The sequence below is a fragment of the Neogemmobacter tilapiae genome, assembly GCF_014652215.1.
GTDB classification, from domain to species: domain Bacteria; phylum Pseudomonadota; class Alphaproteobacteria; order Rhodobacterales; family Rhodobacteraceae; genus Neogemmobacter; species Neogemmobacter tilapiae.
The window spans coordinates 429809-447702 of record NZ_BMYJ01000001.1 but is presented as its reverse complement, the minus strand read 5'-3'; the positions used below and the strand labels follow the sequence as shown (position 1 = coordinate 447702).

Sequence of the window (17894 nt, the reverse complement as noted above, 5' to 3'; positions counted from 1 at the left end):
TTTTTCGGGGTTGAACCATAAATCAAGGGAAACAGCCGTCGCGCGCCCACCCGCAGCGCATGCGGCCCTTCGCGCTTTATTTTAGCAGGGGTAGGGTGGGTGCAAACCCACCGCATCGCCCCGCAATGGTGGGTTTCACCCACCCTACATGCGTTACTGCAAATAGGCCATCGGATCGACGGCATCCATGCCCTTGCGCACCTCGAAATGCAGGAAAGGCTGGGCTGCGCCGCGCACTTTGGCAAAGGCCGCACCGCGCGCCAGCTTGTCGCCCTTCTTCACGGTGATCTGATCGACGCCACCGTAAACCGTCAGCACATTGTCGGCGTGGCGGATGATGACAATTGCCGTGCCGTCGGTGTCTTTCGTCACGGCGGCCACCGTGCCGCTGTCGGCGGCGGCGACCGAGGCGCCGGCGTTGGCGGAAATGTCGATGCCAAGGCTTTTCGGCGGGCCGAAGCCGCGGATGATGCTGCCGCCGACCGGCATGGCAAATTTCGAGGCCGAGGCCCCGGTGCGTTCGCTGGCAAGATCGGGTGAGGTGGGCGTGTCTTTCGGTTTTTCGCTGGCCGCAGTCACGTCCTCATCCGGCAAGGGATCGCTGGCCGAGGGCGGCAGGGGCGTGGGCGAACCTTGGCCCGGCGCGGTTTCCGCAGCAACGGGTTTGGGGGGCGCGGCACTGGCCACCGGGATCATGAGCATCTGACCCTCACGCACGCCCATATCGGGGCCAAGGCCGTTCCATTCGGCCAAGGCCTTGGCGCTGACATTGTATTGCCGGGCAATGGTAAAGGCGGTTTCGCCGCGCGCGACCTTGTGCTGGGCCGGTTGCTGGCCCGCAGCGACAGGGGCCGGGGCGGTGCCCTGCGGCGAGGCGCGGTCAATGGCGGTGGTGGCGATGGTTGTCACATTGACGGGCGATGCGCCAGTGCCGCTTGCGGGCGGGCTGCCGATGGTGTTGCCGGTCAGAACCGGGCCGGAGCCTGCGACGGTCGTGCCCGAAAGGGGCGCTGTGCCACCGGCGACGCGGGTTGGCAGGGCCAGAACCTCACCCGGACGCAGCGGGTCTTGCGGTTGCAGGGCATTGTAACGGGCCAAGGCCCCAGCATCAATCGCCAGACGGCCCGCGACGCTGGCGACGGTGTCGCCCCGCTGGGCGACGGCCACCTGATAACCGGGATAGGAAATGACGCCGCGACTGTCGGGCTGGGGGCGGGATTCGGTGGCGCTGCGGGCGGCCCCGGTGGTGTTCAAGACGCCACCTTGGCGCAGATCCCAATCCATGCCGCCGTTGCAGGCGGTCAGGGCCAGCGATGCCACCGTCATCACCAGACCGACCCGCAATTTCTGCTTTGAAAGATGCCCCATCCGCTTGCCCCTTATTATCCGTTCCGGGTTCGTCGTGCCCCGGTTATGCACAAAACCTTAGTCTGTCCCAAGCCCTTCGACCAGCGGCACAAAGCGCACCGGGCGAAGTTCCTGATAATCATAGCCCTTTTCCAGCCGCGTCACCTTGATCAGGCTTTGCACATGGTCGGACTGGCCGACAGGCAACACCATGATACCCCCGATTTTCAACTGCGCCAATAGGGGGCCGGGCGGGTCTTCGGCGGCGGCGGTCACCAGAATCCGGTCGAAAGGGGCCTGATCGGGCAGGCCCCGGCTGCCATCGGCGACAAGGGCCGTGACATTGCGCAGATCAAGGCGGGTAAACAGGGCGACGGCATCGCGGACAAGGCGGCGGTGACGGTCAACGGTATAGACGCGGCGGGCCAGATGCGACAGGACGGCGGCCTGATAGCCGGAACCCGTGCCGACCTCGAGCACGACATCGCGGGGCTGGACATCAAGGGCCTGGGTCATAAGGCCCACGACCGAGGGCTGGCTGATGGTCTGGCCGCAGGCGATGGGGAGTGGAACGTCGTCATAGGCGCGGGCGGCGAAGGTGCCGGTGACGAATTGGCCGCGATCAACCTTTTCCATCGCGGAAAGCGTGCGTTTGTCGGTGACGCCGTGCGAGCGCAGGCCGAAAAGAAAGCGCATCTGGCGTTCGGCGATGTCGTCTTCGTCGGTCATGCGAGCCGCGCCGTGAGGTCGGCCAAAAGATCATGGGCGGTCAGATCAGCGCGCATGGGGGTGACGGAAATCCAGCCTTCGAGGTTGACGGTGGCATCCGAGCCGGGTTCGCCCGGAATGTGCTGGGGGCCGCCCTTGATCCAAAGGAATTTGCGGCCGGATGGGGAAAAATGCGGTTCGGCGGAAAAGCCGGGGCCTTGGCGGAAGCCTTGGGGGGCGACCTTGAGGCCTTTGGTGGCGGCGGCCCCGATGGGGGGGAAGTTCACGTTGTAAAAGATGCGGTAGGCGTCCTGGGTCCAAATCCCCTTGTCCAGCAAGGCGCGGACGACAGCGGTGCCGTGTTGGCGGGCGGATTGAAAGGGATCGTCCAGCGCCTCGGTCTCTGGCCCCATGAATTGGGACATGGCGATGGCGGGGATGCCTTGCAGGGCTGCTTCCATCGCGCCGCCAATGGTGCCGGAATAGAGGGTGTTTTCGCCAGAGTTGTTGCCACGATTGACGCCGGACAGCACGAGGTCAGGCTTGCCGCCTTGCAGCACATCATAGATGCCCGCCAGCACGCAATCGGCGGGGGAGCCTTCGGCGGCAAAGCGGCGGGGGGAAAGTTCGGCGATCATCGTTGGGTGCGTGTAGCTGATGCAATGACCGACGCCCGATTGTTCAAAGGCGGGGGCGACGGTCCAGACCTGACCATCGGGGCCGGCGATGTCATGGGCGATGGATTGCAGGACTTCCAGCCCCGGCGCGTTGATGCCGTCGTCATTGGTGATCAGAATGCGCATGAAGGCCCCCTTGCTTGGGCCTTGGTTTAGACGCTGGCCCGCCTGCGTTCAAGCGGGGGCTTGGGCGATTGCCTCGGCCACAGCCATCAGGAAGGGGCCGCTGCCTTTGACATCATCGGCGACGATGGGTTCGGAGAGATAATAGGCGGCGGTGCCATCGCGCAGGGCTTTGCCGCCAAGGCCTGCGACCTCACAGATGTTCTGGAGTTTGGGTGGCTGGCCTTGCGGGCGGAGGGCAGCAAGGGTGGATTGGCCAAGGTCTGGGGGGATCAGGCCGCGACGGGCGGCGACAAGGGCGGCATAGGCGAGCATGGCGCTGCTCGATGCCTCGGGGTAGTTGCCGGGCAGATCAGGCTGGTCGGTGACCTGCCACCACAGGCCATTCGGGGCGCGAAGGGAGGCGAGGCGGGTGAGGAGTTGGGTGAGCTGGCTTTCCAATTCGGGCCGGTCACCCAGCAGATCGGCGGCATCGGCCAAGGCCATGGCAAGCCAGCCGAGCGAGCGGGTCCAGAGCGCGGCGTTTTGGCCGGTGGTCGGGTCGGCCCAGATTTGCTGACGTTGGTCGTCATAGCCGTGGGCGTAAAGCCCATCGGGGCGGAGGGTCAGGCGCAGGGCGCTTTCAAACTGGCGTAGGGCATCGTCGATGAGGGTGGGATCGGGCTTGCGCAGGGCATATTCGATCTGAAAGGGCAGGGCCATATAGAGGCCGTCAAGCCAGACCTGATGGGGGTAAATCGCCTTGTGCCAATAGTTGCCGCTGGCGGTGCGGGGGTGGCGGGAAAGCTGGCTCGCCAGCAGATCGGCGGCCTTTTCATAGCGCGCGTCGCCCGTGACATCCGCCAAGTGGAACAGGCAACGGCCTGCAAGGATGTTGTCGATGTTGAATTCGTCGGGGGAATAGCCTTTCAGCGCACCATCGGCGGCAATCTGGGGGGCGGTCAGGCGGAGGAGGTGGTCAAACCACTTTGCGTCCCCGGTCGCCTGATGCAGCAAGACCAAAGCGCGGTAAAGGCAGCCATCCTCATAGCACCAATCGCCGTCTTTATAGGGCTGATAGCGGGTGGCATAGGCGTCGGCATAGTCCAGCAATTCCATGGGGGATTCCGTCAGGGGCAGTGGGGGGAGGGGTTGGCCGTCAGCCAAGATTTCCGCCTGTTCATGGGCGATGCCCGCATGGCGCAGGGGGCGGATATGGTCGGCCATGATGGGGGCCTCCGCTTCGGCATTGGGATCGTGGGACAGGATGTGGATACGGTCGAGGGTCACATCGCGAATGGGGCTTTCGGGCAGGCCCAGAAAAGCCCCAAGCGCGACGGACAGGTTTTCGATAGTGACATCGGTGATGTGGATGTTTTCGATGCGCGGCGTGCCGGGGCCAAAGGGGGCCGCTTGGCGGGATTGCACCCAATCATCATGCCCATCGGCATCGCAATGGTAATGGGCATTGGCGCAGAAGGGGACTTTGACACCATTCATATGGACATGTGCCATGCGAATGTTGCGAATTGTGCCGCCCCGGCCCCGACGCGTTTTCAGGCGCAGGCCGCGGTCGGTGCCCAGCATGTCGCAATGTTCCACAGTGACATCCGACACGCCGCCCGACATTTCGGAACCAATGACAACGCCGCCGTGACCGCGTTCCATCAGGCAATGGCGGATGGCGATGCGTTCGGTGGGGGGGAAGTCGGTCTTGGCCCCCCGCTTGCCCGATTTGATGGCAATGCAATCATCGCCGACGGAAAAGCGGACGCCTTCAATCCGCACATCGCGGCAGGATTCGGGGTTCAGCCCATCGGTGTTGGGGCTGTCATGCGGGGCTTTGATATGCAGGCCAAGGGCCTTTAGCCTGTCGCAGTTCTGCAGATGGATGGTCCAGCTTGGCGCGTTCTGGATCGTGAAGCCCATCAGCGTGACGTCGCGGCAGTTGATCAGATGCAGACCCCGCGCCCGTCTTGCGCCGTTGCGGGTGCCTTTGGGCCATTGCCACCAATCGCCATTTGCCCCGCCCGCGTCGATCAGCCCCGGCCCGGTGATGGTCAGGCGTTCCGCGCCGATGGCGGTGATCAGGGCGGCATGGGTCGGGGCGGGTTCGCCTTCCCAAGTGCCATGATCAGCAGGCAGGATGGGCCATTGATCATTGCGCGGTGGGGCGAGGAGGCGGGCACCTTCGGCGAGATAGAGGTGCATGTCCGATTTCAGGAACAGCGGTGGGCTGGTCCAATCGCCAGGGGGAATGAACAGCGTGCCGCCTTTTGGGACGACATTTATGGCGGCTTGCAGGGTGGAATGATCACTGGCTTTGATCATCCCTGCGCATGATGTGGTACGAAAGGAAAACGTCGCAAAGCCATGAATTTGAAGATGATATTCCGTATTCGGAACCAGATCATCCAGCACCAGAACCACGCGGTCGGCGATGCCGGAACGATCGCCCATCACCCAAGGGCGAGGCTCCAGATGATAGTGCGCGCCGGGCTGGGCAAGTCTTATCGCCACGGAACGCGGGGTGGCCGCGATCAGTTCGGGGTTCTGCATGTTCTTCTCCGCAAGGCGGGCTGCGGGGCGGGGGAAAACTCGTCCCGCAGCCCTGGCGTCCAGGGCCTAGTCGAACTTGGCCAAGGTCGCGTTCGCACCGTCGATGACCACCTGCGCCGCCGTGGGCGCGTCGATCATGCCGTAGGCGTATTCCTCGAGCGTATCGAGGAAGAGACCCCGGATTTCCGGGTGTTCGTTGAAGGGCGAGATTACCGGGCCATCGGCGGCCATGGCGATGTCGTTCGCCGCCTTGACCATCGGATCAACCTTGCCATTGGTGGCCAGCCATTCGGCGGCGACCTTGGAGGCGGGCAGGCCACGGCTGTCGCCCAAGGCGGCGATGCCTTCCTCTTCGTTCAGAAGGCAGTTGACGATCTGCGCCGCCGCTTCGGGGTTTTTGGAGTTTTTCGACACCGAGAAGACCATCGAAGGCTTGCGATAGACGCCTTTCGTCTTGGCATCGGCAAAGGTCAGCATTTCGACGGGAACCAATTCCTGCCCCTCGGCCATCGGGTCGGCGTATTTGGCATAGGTCGAATCCCATTCATAGGAACCCGCAATGCGGCCATCGGCCCATTCCGGCTTTTCAAACAGGTTCACGCCACCGGCTGCCGCCTCGTCTTTCGCCGAAAGGATGGTGCCGGTTTCGACCAGTTGGTTGTAGAATTCAAAGCCCGCGGCCAGTTCTTCGGCCGTCCACGCCACACGGTTCGTCGCCGGATCGACCAGATCTTTGCCCGTCTTTTGCACCACCGACAGCGTGATGATCAGTTGCGCGGTTTCCTTGACCGCGTTGAAGGGTTGCGCGCCATCGCCCATTTTGCCGCCTGCGGCCATCAGCTCGTCCCAAGTTGTCGGGATCGCCAGCCCGGCTTTTTCAAAGGCGGTCTTGTTGAAGAAGAAGACGCGGCCTGTTGTGGAAACGGGCAGCCCCTGCAAGACACCGTTCATGCTGGCGGCGGTCAGTTGTTCTTCGGTCCATTGTGACAGGTCAATCGCAGTCAGGCTGCGCAGATCGGCAAAGCCCGTGCCGTCTTTGCTGAACAGGGGCAGCCAAGGCCAGTTCACCTGAATGATATCGGCCTCGGTTCCACCGGCCATCTGCGTGGTCAGCTTTTCCAGATAGCCGTCAAAGCCGGTGAATTCGGCTGCGATGGTATGGCCATATTTCGTGCCGCACTGTTTCAGCGCCTCCTGCGTCGCCACATGGCGGGCGTCGCCGCCCCACCAGGACATGCGCAGATCGTCGGCGCGGGCCATGGTGGTCAAGGCCATCAGGGTGGCCGTCGTCAGCATCAGATGTTTCATGTCGTTCCTCCCGTTTATTGTTCACAGCGACAGGTTGTCGCCGCTGTCCTTGTCAAAGATGTGCAGGGCGCTGGGGTCGGGCGTCAGGGTGACGCGGTCGCCTGCGCGGTCGAGCCGATCAAAATCGGCGGCGGGCATGGTGGCGACCATGCGGGCGGGGCCAATGTCCACATGCAGGTTCACGTCATGGCCCATGAATTCGACATGGGCGAGGGTGCCCGTCAGGCCCGTTGCGCCCGGCGTCAGGTTTTGGGGCCGGACGCCGAGGACCGCTTGGGCGGGACGGCGCGGCAGGCGTGAGAGGTCCAGCGGCAGACGCTGATCGCCGAGGACAAAGGCGTCACCATCCAGCCGCCCGTCGATCAGGTTCATTTCGGGCATGCCGATGAAACCCGCCACGAACAGATTGGCGGGGCGGTTATACAGCGTCTTTGGATCTGCCACCTGCATGATATGGCCACCCTGCATCACGCAGATGCGGTCGCCCATGGTCATCGCCTCGGTCTGGTCATGGGTCACATAGAGGACGGTGGACGAAAGCCCTTGGGTTTTCAGCCGCTTGTGGAGTTCGGTGATGCGCACCCGCATAGAGGCCCGAAGTTTCGCGTCAAGGTTGGACAGGGGTTCATCGAACAGGAAAACCCCTGGCTTTTTGATCAAGGCCCGCCCTAGGGCCACCCTTTGCGCCTGACCGCCCGAAAGCTGTTTCGGTAGCCGGTCCAGCAGGGGCTCGATTTCCAGGATCGCCGCAACCTCATCCACCGCCTTGCGGATTTCGGGTTTTGGAACGCCCGCCAGTTTCAGGCCAAAGGCCAAGTTGGAACGCACCTTCATATGCGGGTAAAGCGCATAATTCTGGAACACCATCGCGATGGAGCGTTCCCCCGGCGAAAGACTGTTCACGACCTTGCCGCCAATGCGGACCTCGCCCCCGGTGATCTCCTCCAACCCCGCCACCATCCGCAGGGTGGTGGATTTGGCACAGCCGGACGGGCCGACCAGCACCATGAACTCGCCATCGGCGATGTTCAGGTTGATGCCATGCACGGCACGAAAACCGCCGCCATAGGTCTTTTCCAGATTGATCAGGTCTACACTTGCCATTTTAGCCTTTCACCCCGCCGGTCGAGATGCCTTCGATGAAATGCTTCTGCGCGAGGAAGAACACGATCAGCGCAGGCAGGATCGTCAGCACCGACATCGCAAGGATGCGGTTCCATTCAAAACTTTCGGTGGTGTCGATCGACAGTTTCAGCGCCAAAGAGACGGGATATTTGTCGACGGACGAGATATAGATCAGCGGGCCAAGGAAATCGTTCATCGTCCACATGAACTGGAACAGGCAGACAGAAATCAGCGCGGGGGCCAGCATCGGCACGACGATGAAGATCAGCGTTTGCAGGCTGTTGGCCCCATCCACCCGCGCGGCCTCTTCCATGTCGCGCGGGATGGCGCGCAGGAATTGCACCAGCATGAAAACAAAGAAAGCATCCCCCGCCAGCGCCGAGGGCACCCAAAGCGGCAGGAAGGTATCCAGCCAGCCCAGATCGCGGAACAGGATGTATTGCGGAATGCGTGTCACCACATTCGGCAGCAGCAGCGTCGCAATCACCGTCCCGAACAGAATCTTCTTGTAGGGAAAGTCAAAGCGGGCAAAGCCATACGCCACCAGCGCGCAGGATATGGCCGTGCCGATGGTTTTCGGCAGGATGATCAGAAAGGAATTCCAGAAGAACCGGCCAAAGGTGTAGGGGGTCGAGGTTTCCCAGCCCTTGATATAACCGTCCAAAGTGGGGTTTTCGGGCAGGATGCTCGCATTGCCGAAAATCTCGGAGTTGGTTTTGAAACTGGCCCCGATCAGCCAGATCAGCGGGTAAAGCATGATCAGACCGACGGCGATCAGCAGCGTATAGCGCAGGACATTGCCAAGGGATGTGTTCACCGCTTGTCCCCCGCGTAATAGACCCATTTCTTGGATGACCAGAAGGCGACAAGGGTCAGCACCATGATGATCAGGAAAAGCACCCAGGCGATGGCCGAGGCATAGCCCATGTTGAACTTCTTGAACGCCTCATCATAAATATAGAGCGGCAGCAGATAGGTTGATTTCAGCGGCCCGCCTTGGGTGATGATGTAGGGGCCGTTGAACTCCTGAAAACCTTGGACCATCTGCATGATCAGGTTGAAGAAGATGACCGGCGTGATCAGCGGAATGGTGATGAAGACAAAGCTATGCCAAGGCTTTGCCCCATCGCAGGCGGCGGCCTCATAGAGCGATTTGTCGATCGATTGCAGGGCGGCCAGAAAGATCACCATGGCGGAACCGAACTGCCAGCAACGCAGCAGGGTGATGGTGATCAGGGCATTGGTGGGGTCGCCGAACCAGTTGACGGGTTCAAGGCCAAGGCCCAAAAGCGCCATGTTCACAATGCCTTGTTCGGCAAAGATATAGCGCCACAGCACCGCGATGGCGATGGAGCCGCCAAGGATGGACGGCACGTAGAACGCGGTGCGGAACAGGTTTATGCCGCGCAGTTTGTGGTTCAGGATATAGGCGATGAACAGCGCGAAGGCGAGTTTCAGCGGTACGGTCAGAAAGACATAGGTCAGCGTCACCAGCAGCGAACGGCGAAAAGTCCGGTCGGTGGTGAACAGCTCCCAATAATTGGCAAGGCCCGTCCAGTTCGGCGATTGCATCAGGTTGTAATCGGTAAAGGACAGGTAAAGCGACGCCCCGAAGGGGATCATCGTGAAAACCAGCAGGCCAAGGATATAGGGCGACAGATAAGCCAGCCCGATGTGACGCTGTTTCATCCGGTGGACCCTTTCGGCCACCGACCCCGCATCAGGTCGCGGATGTGCATGTTTCATTTCCTCCCATTGGCCCTTGTTTCGGCTGTTCCGCCTGCTTCGGGGCCTCAAGCCAAGGATTCCACGATCCACAGCTTGATTTCCCGGATGATTAACGCATTCCTGCAACCAAGGAATTCACAAAGCCGGGGAAAAAGATGGATGAAATCGAACATGGCCCCTTGGCCCAGATTTCCCCCGGTGCGTTGAACCTGCGGCTTACGCGGTCCACGATCAAGATGCAGCATTCGGCCAGCTGGCGGATCGACAAGATCAATCCGGTGCATGACCTGCTGATCGGGCTCGAGGGGCGGGGCGAATACCTGATCGGTGGCGAAAGGCTGCATCTGGAGCCGGGGGAGGCGATCTGGATTCCGCCGGGGACAAGGTTTGTGGGTTGGAATGAGGGGCAGGCGGCCTTTACCGGCATTGCGCAGCATTTCACGCTCGAGATTTTCGGATCGACCGACCTTTTGGCCCAGCTGGAATTGCGCCAGAAGGTGCGGCTGTCGAAATGGGAGATGTTGGAGCCTTTGGCGCGGCACTATCGGCAGTCGGCACCGCCGTCCTCGGTCACTTTGGCGCAGCATCATGGGTTTATGGTGCTGTTGTTGGCCTATATCGACGATGCCTTTGTCGATTGGCGGGGGGCGTCGGCCTTTCAGGCGCAAGGGGCCAATGCCATCGACATTGCGGTGACGGTCGCCGCCAGCCGGATCGCGGCGCATCCGTTGGAGGAGGGGATGGCGGAAAATGTGGTGGCGGAGGCCCCGTTCAACCCGGATTATTTTCTGCGGGCGTTCCAGAAGCGCATCGGACGGACACCACGAAAGTTTCAGGATTTCAAGCGGATGGAGCGCGCGATGCCGCTGCTGGAGGCAGGGCAGGCGGTGGCGCAGGTGGGCGAGGCGGTGGGGTATGCCGACCCCTATTATTTCTCGCGCATGTTCAAGCGGGTGATCGGGCTGTCGCCGCGCGCCTATGTGCAAAGGGTGCGCCAGTCGCGGGATGGGGCGCTGATGCAGTTGGACGAGGCGGAACAGTTGGACGCGCTGCGGGCTGTTGGGCTGGGGCCGGTCAGCTAGGGCCTCAGGATGATCCCATATTGCGCATAGCTGTTCATCAGCGATTGGTGATAGGCTGTGGCGCGCAGATTGTCGGCCGCTGCGGTCAGCGCGGCCTGCAAATCCGGGCGCGGCGTGACGTGGAACTTGCCAAGCCACAGGTTCAACCCCTGCCGGAACCATGGGGGCAAGCCCTCTTGCGTGCCGAAATCCACAACATGCAGCTGCCCGCCGGGGGCGAGATGCTGGGCGGCAGTGGTCAGGGCGGCTTTCCAGTCGGGGATCATGGATAGGCTGTAGGACAGGATGATCCGATCAAATTGCCGCACACCAAAAAGGCGTTGACCGTCAAAGTCACAAGCATCGGCCTGCACCAGATGGGCCTGCGGCCCCAGTTTCTGTCGCGCTGTGCGCAGCATTTCGTCTGAAATGTCGAGCCCGAAAAGCCGCGCCTTGGGATAGTGTTGGGCGACGCGTTTGAGGTTGCGGCCCGTGCCACAGGCGATTTCCAACACAAAGCTGCCATCCTTGGCGGCCAGATCGCGGATCAGATGGTCGCGGCCCAGCAGAAAATAGCGCCGCGTGGCGTCATAGATCAGGCGCTGGTGGCGGTAGGTGGCATCCATCAGCCGCTTGTGGGAAATCTCTGGCGCGGTCATGGTGTTATCCCTTGCGCCGATAGACATGAAAGCCGCCATAGATGGCCGAGCGGTCGGCCTGAAAGCCTGCTTCGGACGCGGGTTGGTCATAGGACCATTCGGCCAAAAGGTCTGCCGCCACCCGGCCCGGTAAAAGATCGGCCTTGGCGCCGGTGCGAAAGATCACCGTGGCACCCGCCGCCGCCGTGCGGTGGATTTCACCCCAAAGGGCGTTCAGTTGGGCATCGGTCATCCAGTCTTGGGCATCAAGCAGCACAAAGCCATGTTTGGAACCGGCGGGTTCTTCGGCCAGTTGATCGGTGAGCGAACGGTTCAGCATCCGCACGCGGCCGGCTGCGGCCTTGACCGCCGCAAAATTTTCGCGGGCAAGGTAGGGCGGCACGGAACGCGGCTCGGTCGGCTGATAGGCGCGGTGAAAGGCTTGCCAGGCGAAATAGTTGTTCTGGATAGGAAAATCGCAGATCAGCTTGCGGACACGTTCGCGCAGCACGGGGAGGACATCGCCATTCCCGTCCTGCGCCAGCTTGTCATATTGCGCGGGTGGGATGCCCAGGCCAAACAGCGAGGCGCGGCGGCGTGCCAAGGCGCGCACAAGGCGCATGTCGAACAGGGGGGCAATGCTTGTGTCAAAGAACCGGATCTGTTCGTCGATGCTTTGGGCCACCAGCAGTGGGCGGAAATCGACGCGGCCTATCCACGCCACCAGATGCACCGCGCCGATGAAACGCCCCAGAAGCCCGTGGCGATAGAAGCCGCGTTTGAACTGCGCGATGCGCCGACCGCGCAGGCCCCGCTGTTCCCAATAGGCGCGGCTCTGCGGGTCAAGGTTCGGGGCGATCTGTTGGTCATAGGTCTCAAGGTTCTGTCGGCTGTCGGCCTGACCAAAGAAGCGGTAGAAGTCGTCAAAATCCGCCAAGCTTTGCACGGCGGTCAGCTTGAGCTTGCCCAAGGCGATATGGGCCGGGGAAAGGTCGACGGCCAGAACAGACTGGGGTGCTTGGGTCAGGTAAGACAGGACGTTGCAACTGCCCGAGGCGATGCAGACCAGATTGTGCGACGGCTGGATGTTCAGCGCCTGCATATCAACGACGGGGTCTTCCCAGATTTGCGGATAGACCAGTTGCTGGAACAATCGGGAAAAGAGCCGCTCTAGCATCCCGGTTTTGGAAAGGGCGATGTTCTGATGCACTGCCGCGCCAAGCTGCTGTTCCGCCGTCGAAGTCTGGATCATGAAAGGGTCCGGTCCGCTGGGTTGCTGTTGCGGGGCAGTATCCGGGCCACTGATGTTGATTTGTGTCGGCGGGATAAAGTTTTGGTAACGGGGGTGGCTGGGGGGCAGGTTTACGCTTGGGCCAATTTGCGCTAAGGGCGGCGCGAAAGGTTTTGCCATGCCCCAGCTTGATCAGGCCCACCGCCTGTCTGTCGCCCCGATGATGGATTGGACTGACCGCCATTGCCGCTTTTTCCATCGGCAAATGACGCGGCGGGCGATGCTTTACACGGAAATGGTGACGGCCCCGGCGGTGATCCATGGGCCGCGTGATCGGTTGCTGGGTTTTGGCCCAGCAGAGCATCCGGTGGCCTTGCAACTGGGCGGGTCGGATCCGGCGGAACTGGCGCAGGCGGTGCGGGCGGCGGTGCCTTATGGCTATGACGAGATCAACCTGAACTGCGGCTGCCCGTCAGACCGGGTGCAATCGGGCTGTTTCGGGGCCGTTCTGATGGAAAGCCCCGCCTTGGTGGCCGATTGCATGCGGGCGATGGCAGGGGAAAGCCCAGTGCCGGTGACGGTGAAATGCCGGATCGGGGTGGATGATCAGGAGCCGACCGCAATTCTGCCGCGTTTCATCGAAACGGTGGCGGGGGCCGGGGTGACGCATTTCATCGTGCATGCACGGAAGGCGTGGTTGCAGGGGTTAAGCCCCAAGGAAAACCGGGAAATTCCGCCGCTGGATCATGATCTGGTGGTGGCGATGAAAGAGCGTTTTCCCGAACTGACGATTTGCATCAACGGTGGGATCACGACGCTGGATCAGGCGCGCGATCTGTTGGCGCGGGGGTTGGACGGTGTGATGATCGGGCGGGCGGCCTATCATGATCCGGCGCATAGCCTGATCGGGGCGGATGCGCTGTGGGGCGAGGCTTTTGCGCCGGACATTCTGGATGTTGTCCTGTCAATGCGGCCCTATATGGAAGATCACATCGCGCAGGGCGGCCGCTTGCATCAGATCACGCGGCACATGCTGGGGCTGTTTCAGGGCCGCCCCGGCGCGCGGCATTGGCGGCGGGTTCTGTCGGAACAAGCCAACCGGCCGGGGGCCGGTTGGGGGGTTGTTGAGGACGCCTTGGAAGGCGTTACGGCTCAGGCCTGAACCGGCGTTGCTTGTGGCCGGGGGATCAGGCGGCTGAAGCCGAAGGCCAGAACAGCGCAGGCGGCAATCGCGCCCAGCATCGGCGTGACCGTGCCGTTCTGGAAAGGCGCCGCAACGGCGGCCATCAGGGCGCCGGCAAGCATCTGGATCATGCCACCCAGCGACGAGGCAAGCCCGGCAATTGGCCCGTGTTCATCCAGCGCCAGAACCATCGCCGTGGGGATCACAAGGCCAAGGAAAGCGTTTGCAAGGAACAGCCCGCCCATGACGACCGGCAAGGCGGTGATGCCAGCCAGCGCGATCAAGAATAGACCGACCGCGAAAGCCGCAAATCCCGCTGTGGCCGTGATGATCACGCGTTTGGCCCCGAATTTTTGCCCAAGACCGGCCGCGAATTGCGAAGCGGCCATGAAGCCCGCCGCATTCAAGGCAAAAGCCAGACTAAAGGCTGTGGGCGACAGGCCATAGGCCTCGGTATAGACAAAGGACGCCGTGGCAATGAAGACGAAGAAGCTGGCAAAGCCAAAGCCGCCCAGCAGGGTCAGCATCATAAAGGTCCGGTCACGGGTCAGCGTGCGGATGCCGTCCTTCATATGGGCCAGATCAAAGGGAACCCTCTGTTCGGTGGGAAGGGTCTCGTCCAGCGCATAGCGGGTCAGCAGCAGGCTGATGAGCGTCACCGCAGCCAAGGCCCAGAACACCGCCCGCCAATCGGCGATGGCAATCATGCCCGCCCCGGCCAAGGGGGCAAGGAAGGGCGAGACGGAAATGACGACCATGATGGCGGCCATCATCTTGGTGGCGTCATGGCCGGTTGCCAGATCGCGGATAACAGCGCGGGGCACGACCATGACGGCGGCACCGCCCAAGCCCTGCACAGCGCGGCCAAAGATTAGCCAGCCGGCGGTGGGGGCGGTCGCGCAGATCACCGAGCCCACCAGAAAGATGCCAAGCCCGGCATAGATCGGCCGTTTGCGTCCCGCCTGATCGGCCCAGGGGCCAAAGATCATCTGGGCCAGACCAAAGGCCAGGAAGTAGGAAATGACGGTGGTCTGCACCGCTTGCGGTGTGGTCGCAAGGCCCTCGGCAATGGCGGGCATGGCGGGCAGATACATGTCGATGGCAAAGGGGCCGACGGCGGACAAAAGCCCAAGCGTCAGCGCAGCGCGCAGCAAATGAGGAGACATGGGGAAACCTGTCGGAGGAAGGATTTGGATGGGCAGGGCTAGACGGATTTCAGCGTGAAGACCAGTGCAGAAATGCGCATCTGGCGGGGCGGTCTGTGCAATGCTAACCCATGGGCAAAGAAGGAGCGTCCGATGCCCGATTTTGCGACTTTGTGGCCGATGTTGGTGATGCTGTTGGCGATCGGGGCTTTGGCCGGGTTGCTGGCGGGGCTGTTGGGGATCGGCGGCGGCATGGTGCTGGTGCCCGCGTTTTTCTATCTGTTCGGCCATCTGGGCTATGGCGGGCCGCATCTGATGCAGATCTGTCTGGCGACTTCGCTTGCGACCATTGTCGTGACCTCCATGCGGTCGGCCCATGCGCATCACAAGCGGGGGGCGGTGGATTTGCAGATTCTGCGCGGCTTTGGTCCGGCGATTGCCGTGGGGGCTGTGGCGGGGGTGATGCTGGCCGCGGTGCTGAAATCGACGGCCTTGCAGGCGATCTTTGGCGTGCTGGCCTGTATCGCCGGGTTCTACATGACCTTTGGCCGCGAGAACTGGCGCTTGGGCGACCGGCTGCCCGTGGGCATCCTGCGGCAGACTTATGGCGGGGTGATCGGCTTTTTCTCGGCCCTGATGGGCATTGGCGGGGCGACCTTCGGTGTGCCCATCATGACGCTCTATGCAACACCCATTCACCGGGCCGTCGCCACGGCGGCGGCCTTTGGTCTGGTGATTGCCCTGCCTGCGGCGCTGTCCTTTCTGCTGGTGCGCGTCGATCCGGCCCCGCCCTATACGCTTGGCGCGATCAACCTGCCGGCCTTTCTGATCGTCATCTCCATGACTTTGATCACCGCCCCGTGGGGCGCAAAGTTGGCCCATGCGATGAATCCCAAGCCGCTGAAAAAGGCGTTCGGGATTTTCATCGTGCTGGTCGGGTTGAACATGCTGCGCAAGGCGCTTGGGTACTGACCCTCTGCAAGCCAGAGCGCCTTCGCCTCTGAATTTGGTGTTTGTCGGTCGGCTTGGACCGGCTGGAGATGTGCCGATCAGGCTTGACCGGGGCAGGGCCTTGGGCCAAACCCGCCCCATCATGGTTCCCTTAGACACCCTTGCCCAGATCACCCAGCGTTTCGAGTTTCTCGAAGCCAAGCTCAATCAGGGCGCGGCCCCGAACGAGATTGCCACGCTGTCCCGCGAATATTCCGATCTGAAACCGGTGGTCGATCAGATTGCCGCCTATCGACAGGCCTTGGACGATCTGACCGAGGCCGAATTGATGCTGGCCGATCCCGATATGAAGGCCCTTGCCGAAGAGGAAATGCCCCAGCTCAAAGCCCGCATTCCCGAAATGGAAAAGGCCTTGCGCATTGCGCTGCTGCCGAAAGATGCCGCCGACGCCCGCCCCGCCATTCTGGAAATCCGCCCTGGCACGGGTGGGGATGAGGCGGCGCTCTTCGCGGGCGACCTGCTCAACATGTATCGCCGCTATGCCGAACGCATGGGCTGGCGCTTTGACATTCTGGAACTGCAAGAGTCCGATCTGGGTGGCATCAAAGAAGTCACCGCCCATGTTCAGGGCGAAGGCGTCTTTGCCCGTCTGAAATACGAAAGCGGTGTCCACCGCGTGCAGCGCGTGCCGGAAACCGAAGCGCAGGGCCGCGTCCACACCTCTGCCGCCACTGTCGCCGTTCTGCCCGAGGCAGAAGAGGTCGACATTGACATCCCCGCCAGTGACATCCGCATCGACACGATGCGCGCCAGCGGGGCAGGGGGACAGCACGTTAACACCACCGACAGCGCCGTCCGCATCACCCATTTGCCCACCGGCATCATCGTGACCTCGGCGCAAAAGTCGCAGCACCAGAACCGGGCGATGGCCATGCAGGTGCTGCGCGCCCGTCTCTTTGAACTGGAACGCGAACGCATCGACAATGAACGCGCAGCCAACCGCAAATCGCAGGTGGGTTCCGGCGACCGTTCCGAACGCATCCGCACCTACAACTTTCCTCAAGGCCGCATGACCGACCACCGCATCAACCTGACGCTTTATGCCTTGGGGCAAATCATGCAGGGCGATCTGGGTGACATCATCGACGCGCTGACCGCCCATGATCAGGCTGCCAAACTGGCCGAGATGGAAGGATGATCGCCCAAGAAGCCCTGCGCCAAGGCGTGATCCGCCTGCGCGAGGCAGGGATCGAGGATGCTGCGCGCGATGCCCGTGTCTTGCTGGCCTTTGCGATGGCACTGCCGCAGGACCGACTGACCCTGCATTTGGCCGACGACATCAAGCCTGCCCAGCAGGCCGCCTATGACAAGGCCTTGAGCGCCCGCCTGTCCCGACAGCCCGTCGCCCAGATCATCGGTCAGCGGCATTTCTGGGGCCGCGTTTTTCGCGTCACGCCCGATGTGCTGGACCCCCGCCCCGATACCGAAACCCTTGTCGAATGGGCGCTCAAGGAACCCGCGATGAAGGTGCTGGATCTGGGCACGGGTTCTGGCTGCATCCTTTTGTCGGTCTTGGGCGACCTGCCCATGGCGCGTGGCACGGGCGTTGATCTTTCGCCCGCTGCCCTTGCCGTCGCCCAAGGCAATGCCGAGGCTCAGGGCCTTGCCAGCCGCGCCCGCTTTCAACTCTCTGACTGGTTTACACAGGTTGAGGGCCGCTTTGACCTGATCCTATCCAACCCCCCCTATATCGCCGCCGACGAAATGCCCAGCCTTGCCCCCGAGGTGCGCGATTGGGAACCCCATCTTGCCCTCACCCCCGGCGGTGACGGACTCGATGCCTATCGCACCATCGCCCAAGGCGCGCCCGCCCGGCTTTTGCAGGGCGGGCGCCTGATCGTCGAAATCGGTCCGAACCAGGGTCGCGCCGTCGCCGACCTTTTCGCGCGGGCTGGTTTGCAGGACATTGCCGTCCACCCGGATCTCGACGGGCGGGATCGTGTGGTTTTCGCCCGCAAAGGCGAATAGCCGCCGCCAGCCATGCGAATCTTCTTGTCAGGGCGACATTTCCATGATTAAGCAGGCTTACAAGGCGGGTCTCAGGGCTTATCAGCCCCCTGCCATGTACCCT

The 17894-nt window shown here is 62.2% G+C and carries 16 protein-coding genes; 5 read left to right on the top strand and 11 right to left on the bottom strand.

All coding sequences use genetic code 11. The annotated features are described in order from the left end of the window. Window positions 1-153: 153 nt before the first annotated feature. From IE095_RS02225 to IE095_RS02185, 8 genes are all read right to left on the bottom strand, one after another. Window positions 154-1368 (bottom strand): LysM peptidoglycan-binding domain-containing protein, encoded by a 1215-nt coding sequence (locus IE095_RS02225; protein WP_373295387.1) that lies wholly within the window; start codon window positions 1366-1368, stop codon window positions 154-156. 57 nt (window positions 1369-1425) lie between these two features. After that, window positions 1426-2076, bottom strand: a complete 651-nt coding sequence (locus IE095_RS02220) for a protein-L-isoaspartate(D-aspartate) O-methyltransferase (protein ID WP_189409914.1) — start codon at window positions 2074-2076, stop codon at window positions 1426-1428. Next, window positions 2073-2858 carry a 5'/3'-nucleotidase SurE gene (surE, locus tag IE095_RS02215; RefSeq protein WP_189409912.1) on the bottom strand — a complete coding sequence of 262 codons (786 nt, stop codon included), beginning with the start codon at window positions 2856-2858 and terminating at the stop codon, window positions 2073-2075. The genes IE095_RS02220 and surE overlap by 4 nt, the downstream gene beginning before the upstream one ends. A 48-nt stretch (window positions 2859-2906) precedes the next feature. Beyond that, a complete protein-coding gene (gene pglA, locus IE095_RS18195) occupies window positions 2907-5393 on the bottom strand; it encodes a polygalacturonase PglA (protein ID WP_229804408.1) in 2487 nt (828 codons plus the stop codon). Between the two features lie 66 nt (window positions 5394-5459). Beyond that, entirely contained in the window at window positions 5460-6701 is a 1242-nt protein-coding gene (locus IE095_RS02200) for an ABC transporter substrate-binding protein (RefSeq protein WP_189409911.1), read from the bottom strand. Window positions 6702-6722: 21 nt separating this feature from the next. Then, the gene (locus IE095_RS02195) at window positions 6723-7805 is read right to left on the bottom strand and encodes an ABC transporter ATP-binding protein (protein ID WP_189409909.1); all 1083 of its coding nucleotides are present in this window, start codon (window positions 7803-7805) and stop codon (window positions 6723-6725) included. A 1-nt stretch (window position 7806) separates the two neighbouring features. Next, window positions 7807-8643: a carbohydrate ABC transporter permease gene (locus IE095_RS02190; RefSeq protein WP_229804407.1), complete on the bottom strand. Its 837-nt coding sequence runs from the start codon at window positions 8641-8643 to the stop codon at window positions 7807-7809. Beyond that, on the bottom strand, window positions 8640-9515 hold the full coding sequence (locus IE095_RS02185) for a carbohydrate ABC transporter permease (RefSeq protein WP_189409906.1): 876 nt from the start codon (window positions 9513-9515) through the stop codon (window positions 8640-8642). Before IE095_RS02185 ends, IE095_RS02190 begins: the two co-directional genes overlap by 4 nt. A 194-nt stretch (window positions 9516-9709) precedes the next feature. On the opposite strand from IE095_RS02185, the gene IE095_RS02180 reads away from it, so the two are divergent. Continuing rightward, entirely contained in the window at window positions 9710-10636 is a 927-nt protein-coding gene (locus IE095_RS02180) for a helix-turn-helix domain-containing protein (protein ID WP_189409905.1), read from the top strand. On the opposite strand, the gene IE095_RS02175 is transcribed toward IE095_RS02180, so the two are convergent. Both IE095_RS02175 and IE095_RS02170 read right to left on the bottom strand, forming a co-directional pair. After that, window positions 10633-11274 (bottom strand): class I SAM-dependent methyltransferase, encoded by a 642-nt coding sequence (locus tag IE095_RS02175; RefSeq protein WP_189409904.1) that lies wholly within the window; start codon window positions 11272-11274, stop codon window positions 10633-10635. The genes IE095_RS02180 and IE095_RS02175 overlap by 4 nt on opposite strands. 4 nt (window positions 11275-11278) lie before the next feature. Then, complete coding sequence (locus IE095_RS02170) at window positions 11279-12505, bottom strand: BtaA family protein (RefSeq protein ID WP_189409903.1); 1227 nt, start codon at window positions 12503-12505, stop codon at window positions 11279-11281. A 157-nt stretch (window positions 12506-12662) separates the two neighbouring features. Between IE095_RS02170 and dusA the strand changes: the two genes are divergently transcribed. Beyond that, a complete protein-coding gene (gene dusA, locus IE095_RS02165; RefSeq protein WP_189409902.1) occupies window positions 12663-13646 on the top strand; it encodes a tRNA dihydrouridine(20/20a) synthase DusA in 984 nt (327 codons plus the stop codon). Here dusA and IE095_RS02160 read toward each other — a convergent pair. Then, window positions 13637-14833, bottom strand: a complete 1197-nt coding sequence (locus IE095_RS02160) for a multidrug effflux MFS transporter (RefSeq protein ID WP_189409901.1) — start codon at window positions 14831-14833, stop codon at window positions 13637-13639. The genes dusA and IE095_RS02160 overlap by 10 nt on opposite strands. A 132-nt stretch (window positions 14834-14965) precedes the next feature. On the opposite strand from IE095_RS02160, the gene IE095_RS02155 reads away from it, so the two are divergent. From IE095_RS02155 to prmC, 3 genes are all read left to right on the top strand, one after another. Next, on the top strand, window positions 14966-15784 hold the full coding sequence (locus tag IE095_RS02155; RefSeq protein ID WP_189409900.1) for a sulfite exporter TauE/SafE family protein: 819 nt from the start codon (window positions 14966-14968) through the stop codon (window positions 15782-15784). Window positions 15785-15905: 121 nt separating this feature from the next. Continuing rightward, a complete protein-coding gene (gene prfA, locus IE095_RS02150) occupies window positions 15906-16961 on the top strand; it encodes a peptide chain release factor 1 (RefSeq protein WP_189409898.1) in 1056 nt (351 codons plus the stop codon). Then, window positions 16958-17791: a peptide chain release factor N(5)-glutamine methyltransferase gene (gene prmC / locus IE095_RS02145; protein ID WP_189409896.1), complete on the top strand. Its 834-nt coding sequence runs from the start codon at window positions 16958-16960 to the stop codon at window positions 17789-17791. Before prfA ends, prmC begins: the two co-directional genes overlap by 4 nt. Window positions 17792-17894 lie beyond the last annotated feature (103 nt).

Bases quoted from the DNA above. Each gene is read 5' to 3' on its own strand.
- IE095_RS02225 (WP_373295387.1), bottom strand. From the start codon at position 1,368: ATGGGGCATCTTTCAAAGCAGAAATTGCGGGTCGGTCTGGTGATGACG.
- IE095_RS02220 (WP_189409914.1), bottom strand. From the start codon at position 2,076: ATGACCGACGAAGACGACATCGCCGAACGCCAGATGCGCTTTCTTTTC.
- surE (WP_189409912.1), bottom strand. From the start codon at position 2,858: ATGCGCATTCTGATCACCAATGACGACGGCATCAACGCGCCGGGGCTG.
- pglA (WP_229804408.1), bottom strand. From the start codon at position 5,393: ATGCAGAACCCCGAACTGATCGCGGCCACCCCGCGTTCCGTGGCGATA.
- IE095_RS02200 (WP_189409911.1), bottom strand. From the start codon at position 6,701: ATGAAACATCTGATGCTGACGACGGCCACCCTGATGGCCTTGACCACC.
- IE095_RS02195 (WP_189409909.1), bottom strand. From the start codon at position 7,805: ATGGCAAGTGTAGACCTGATCAATCTGGAAAAGACCTATGGCGGCGGT.
- IE095_RS02185 (WP_189409906.1), bottom strand. From the start codon at position 9,515: ATGAAACAGCGTCACATCGGGCTGGCTTATCTGTCGCCCTATATCCTT.
- IE095_RS02180 (WP_189409905.1), top strand. From the start codon at position 9,710: ATGGATGAAATCGAACATGGCCCCTTGGCCCAGATTTCCCCCGGTGCG.
- IE095_RS02175 (WP_189409904.1), bottom strand. From the start codon at position 11,274: ATGACCGCGCCAGAGATTTCCCACAAGCGGCTGATGGATGCCACCTAC.
- IE095_RS02170 (WP_189409903.1), bottom strand. From the start codon at position 12,505: ATGATCCAGACTTCGACGGCGGAACAGCAGCTTGGCGCGGCAGTGCAT.
- dusA (WP_189409902.1), top strand. From the start codon at position 12,663: ATGCCCCAGCTTGATCAGGCCCACCGCCTGTCTGTCGCCCCGATGATG.
- IE095_RS02160 (WP_189409901.1), bottom strand. From the start codon at position 14,833: ATGTCTCCTCATTTGCTGCGCGCTGCGCTGACGCTTGGGCTTTTGTCC.
- IE095_RS02155 (WP_189409900.1), top strand. From the start codon at position 14,966: ATGCCCGATTTTGCGACTTTGTGGCCGATGTTGGTGATGCTGTTGGCG.
- prfA (WP_189409898.1), top strand. From the start codon at position 15,906: ATGGTTCCCTTAGACACCCTTGCCCAGATCACCCAGCGTTTCGAGTTT.
- prmC (WP_189409896.1), top strand. From the start codon at position 16,958: ATGATCGCCCAAGAAGCCCTGCGCCAAGGCGTGATCCGCCTGCGCGAG.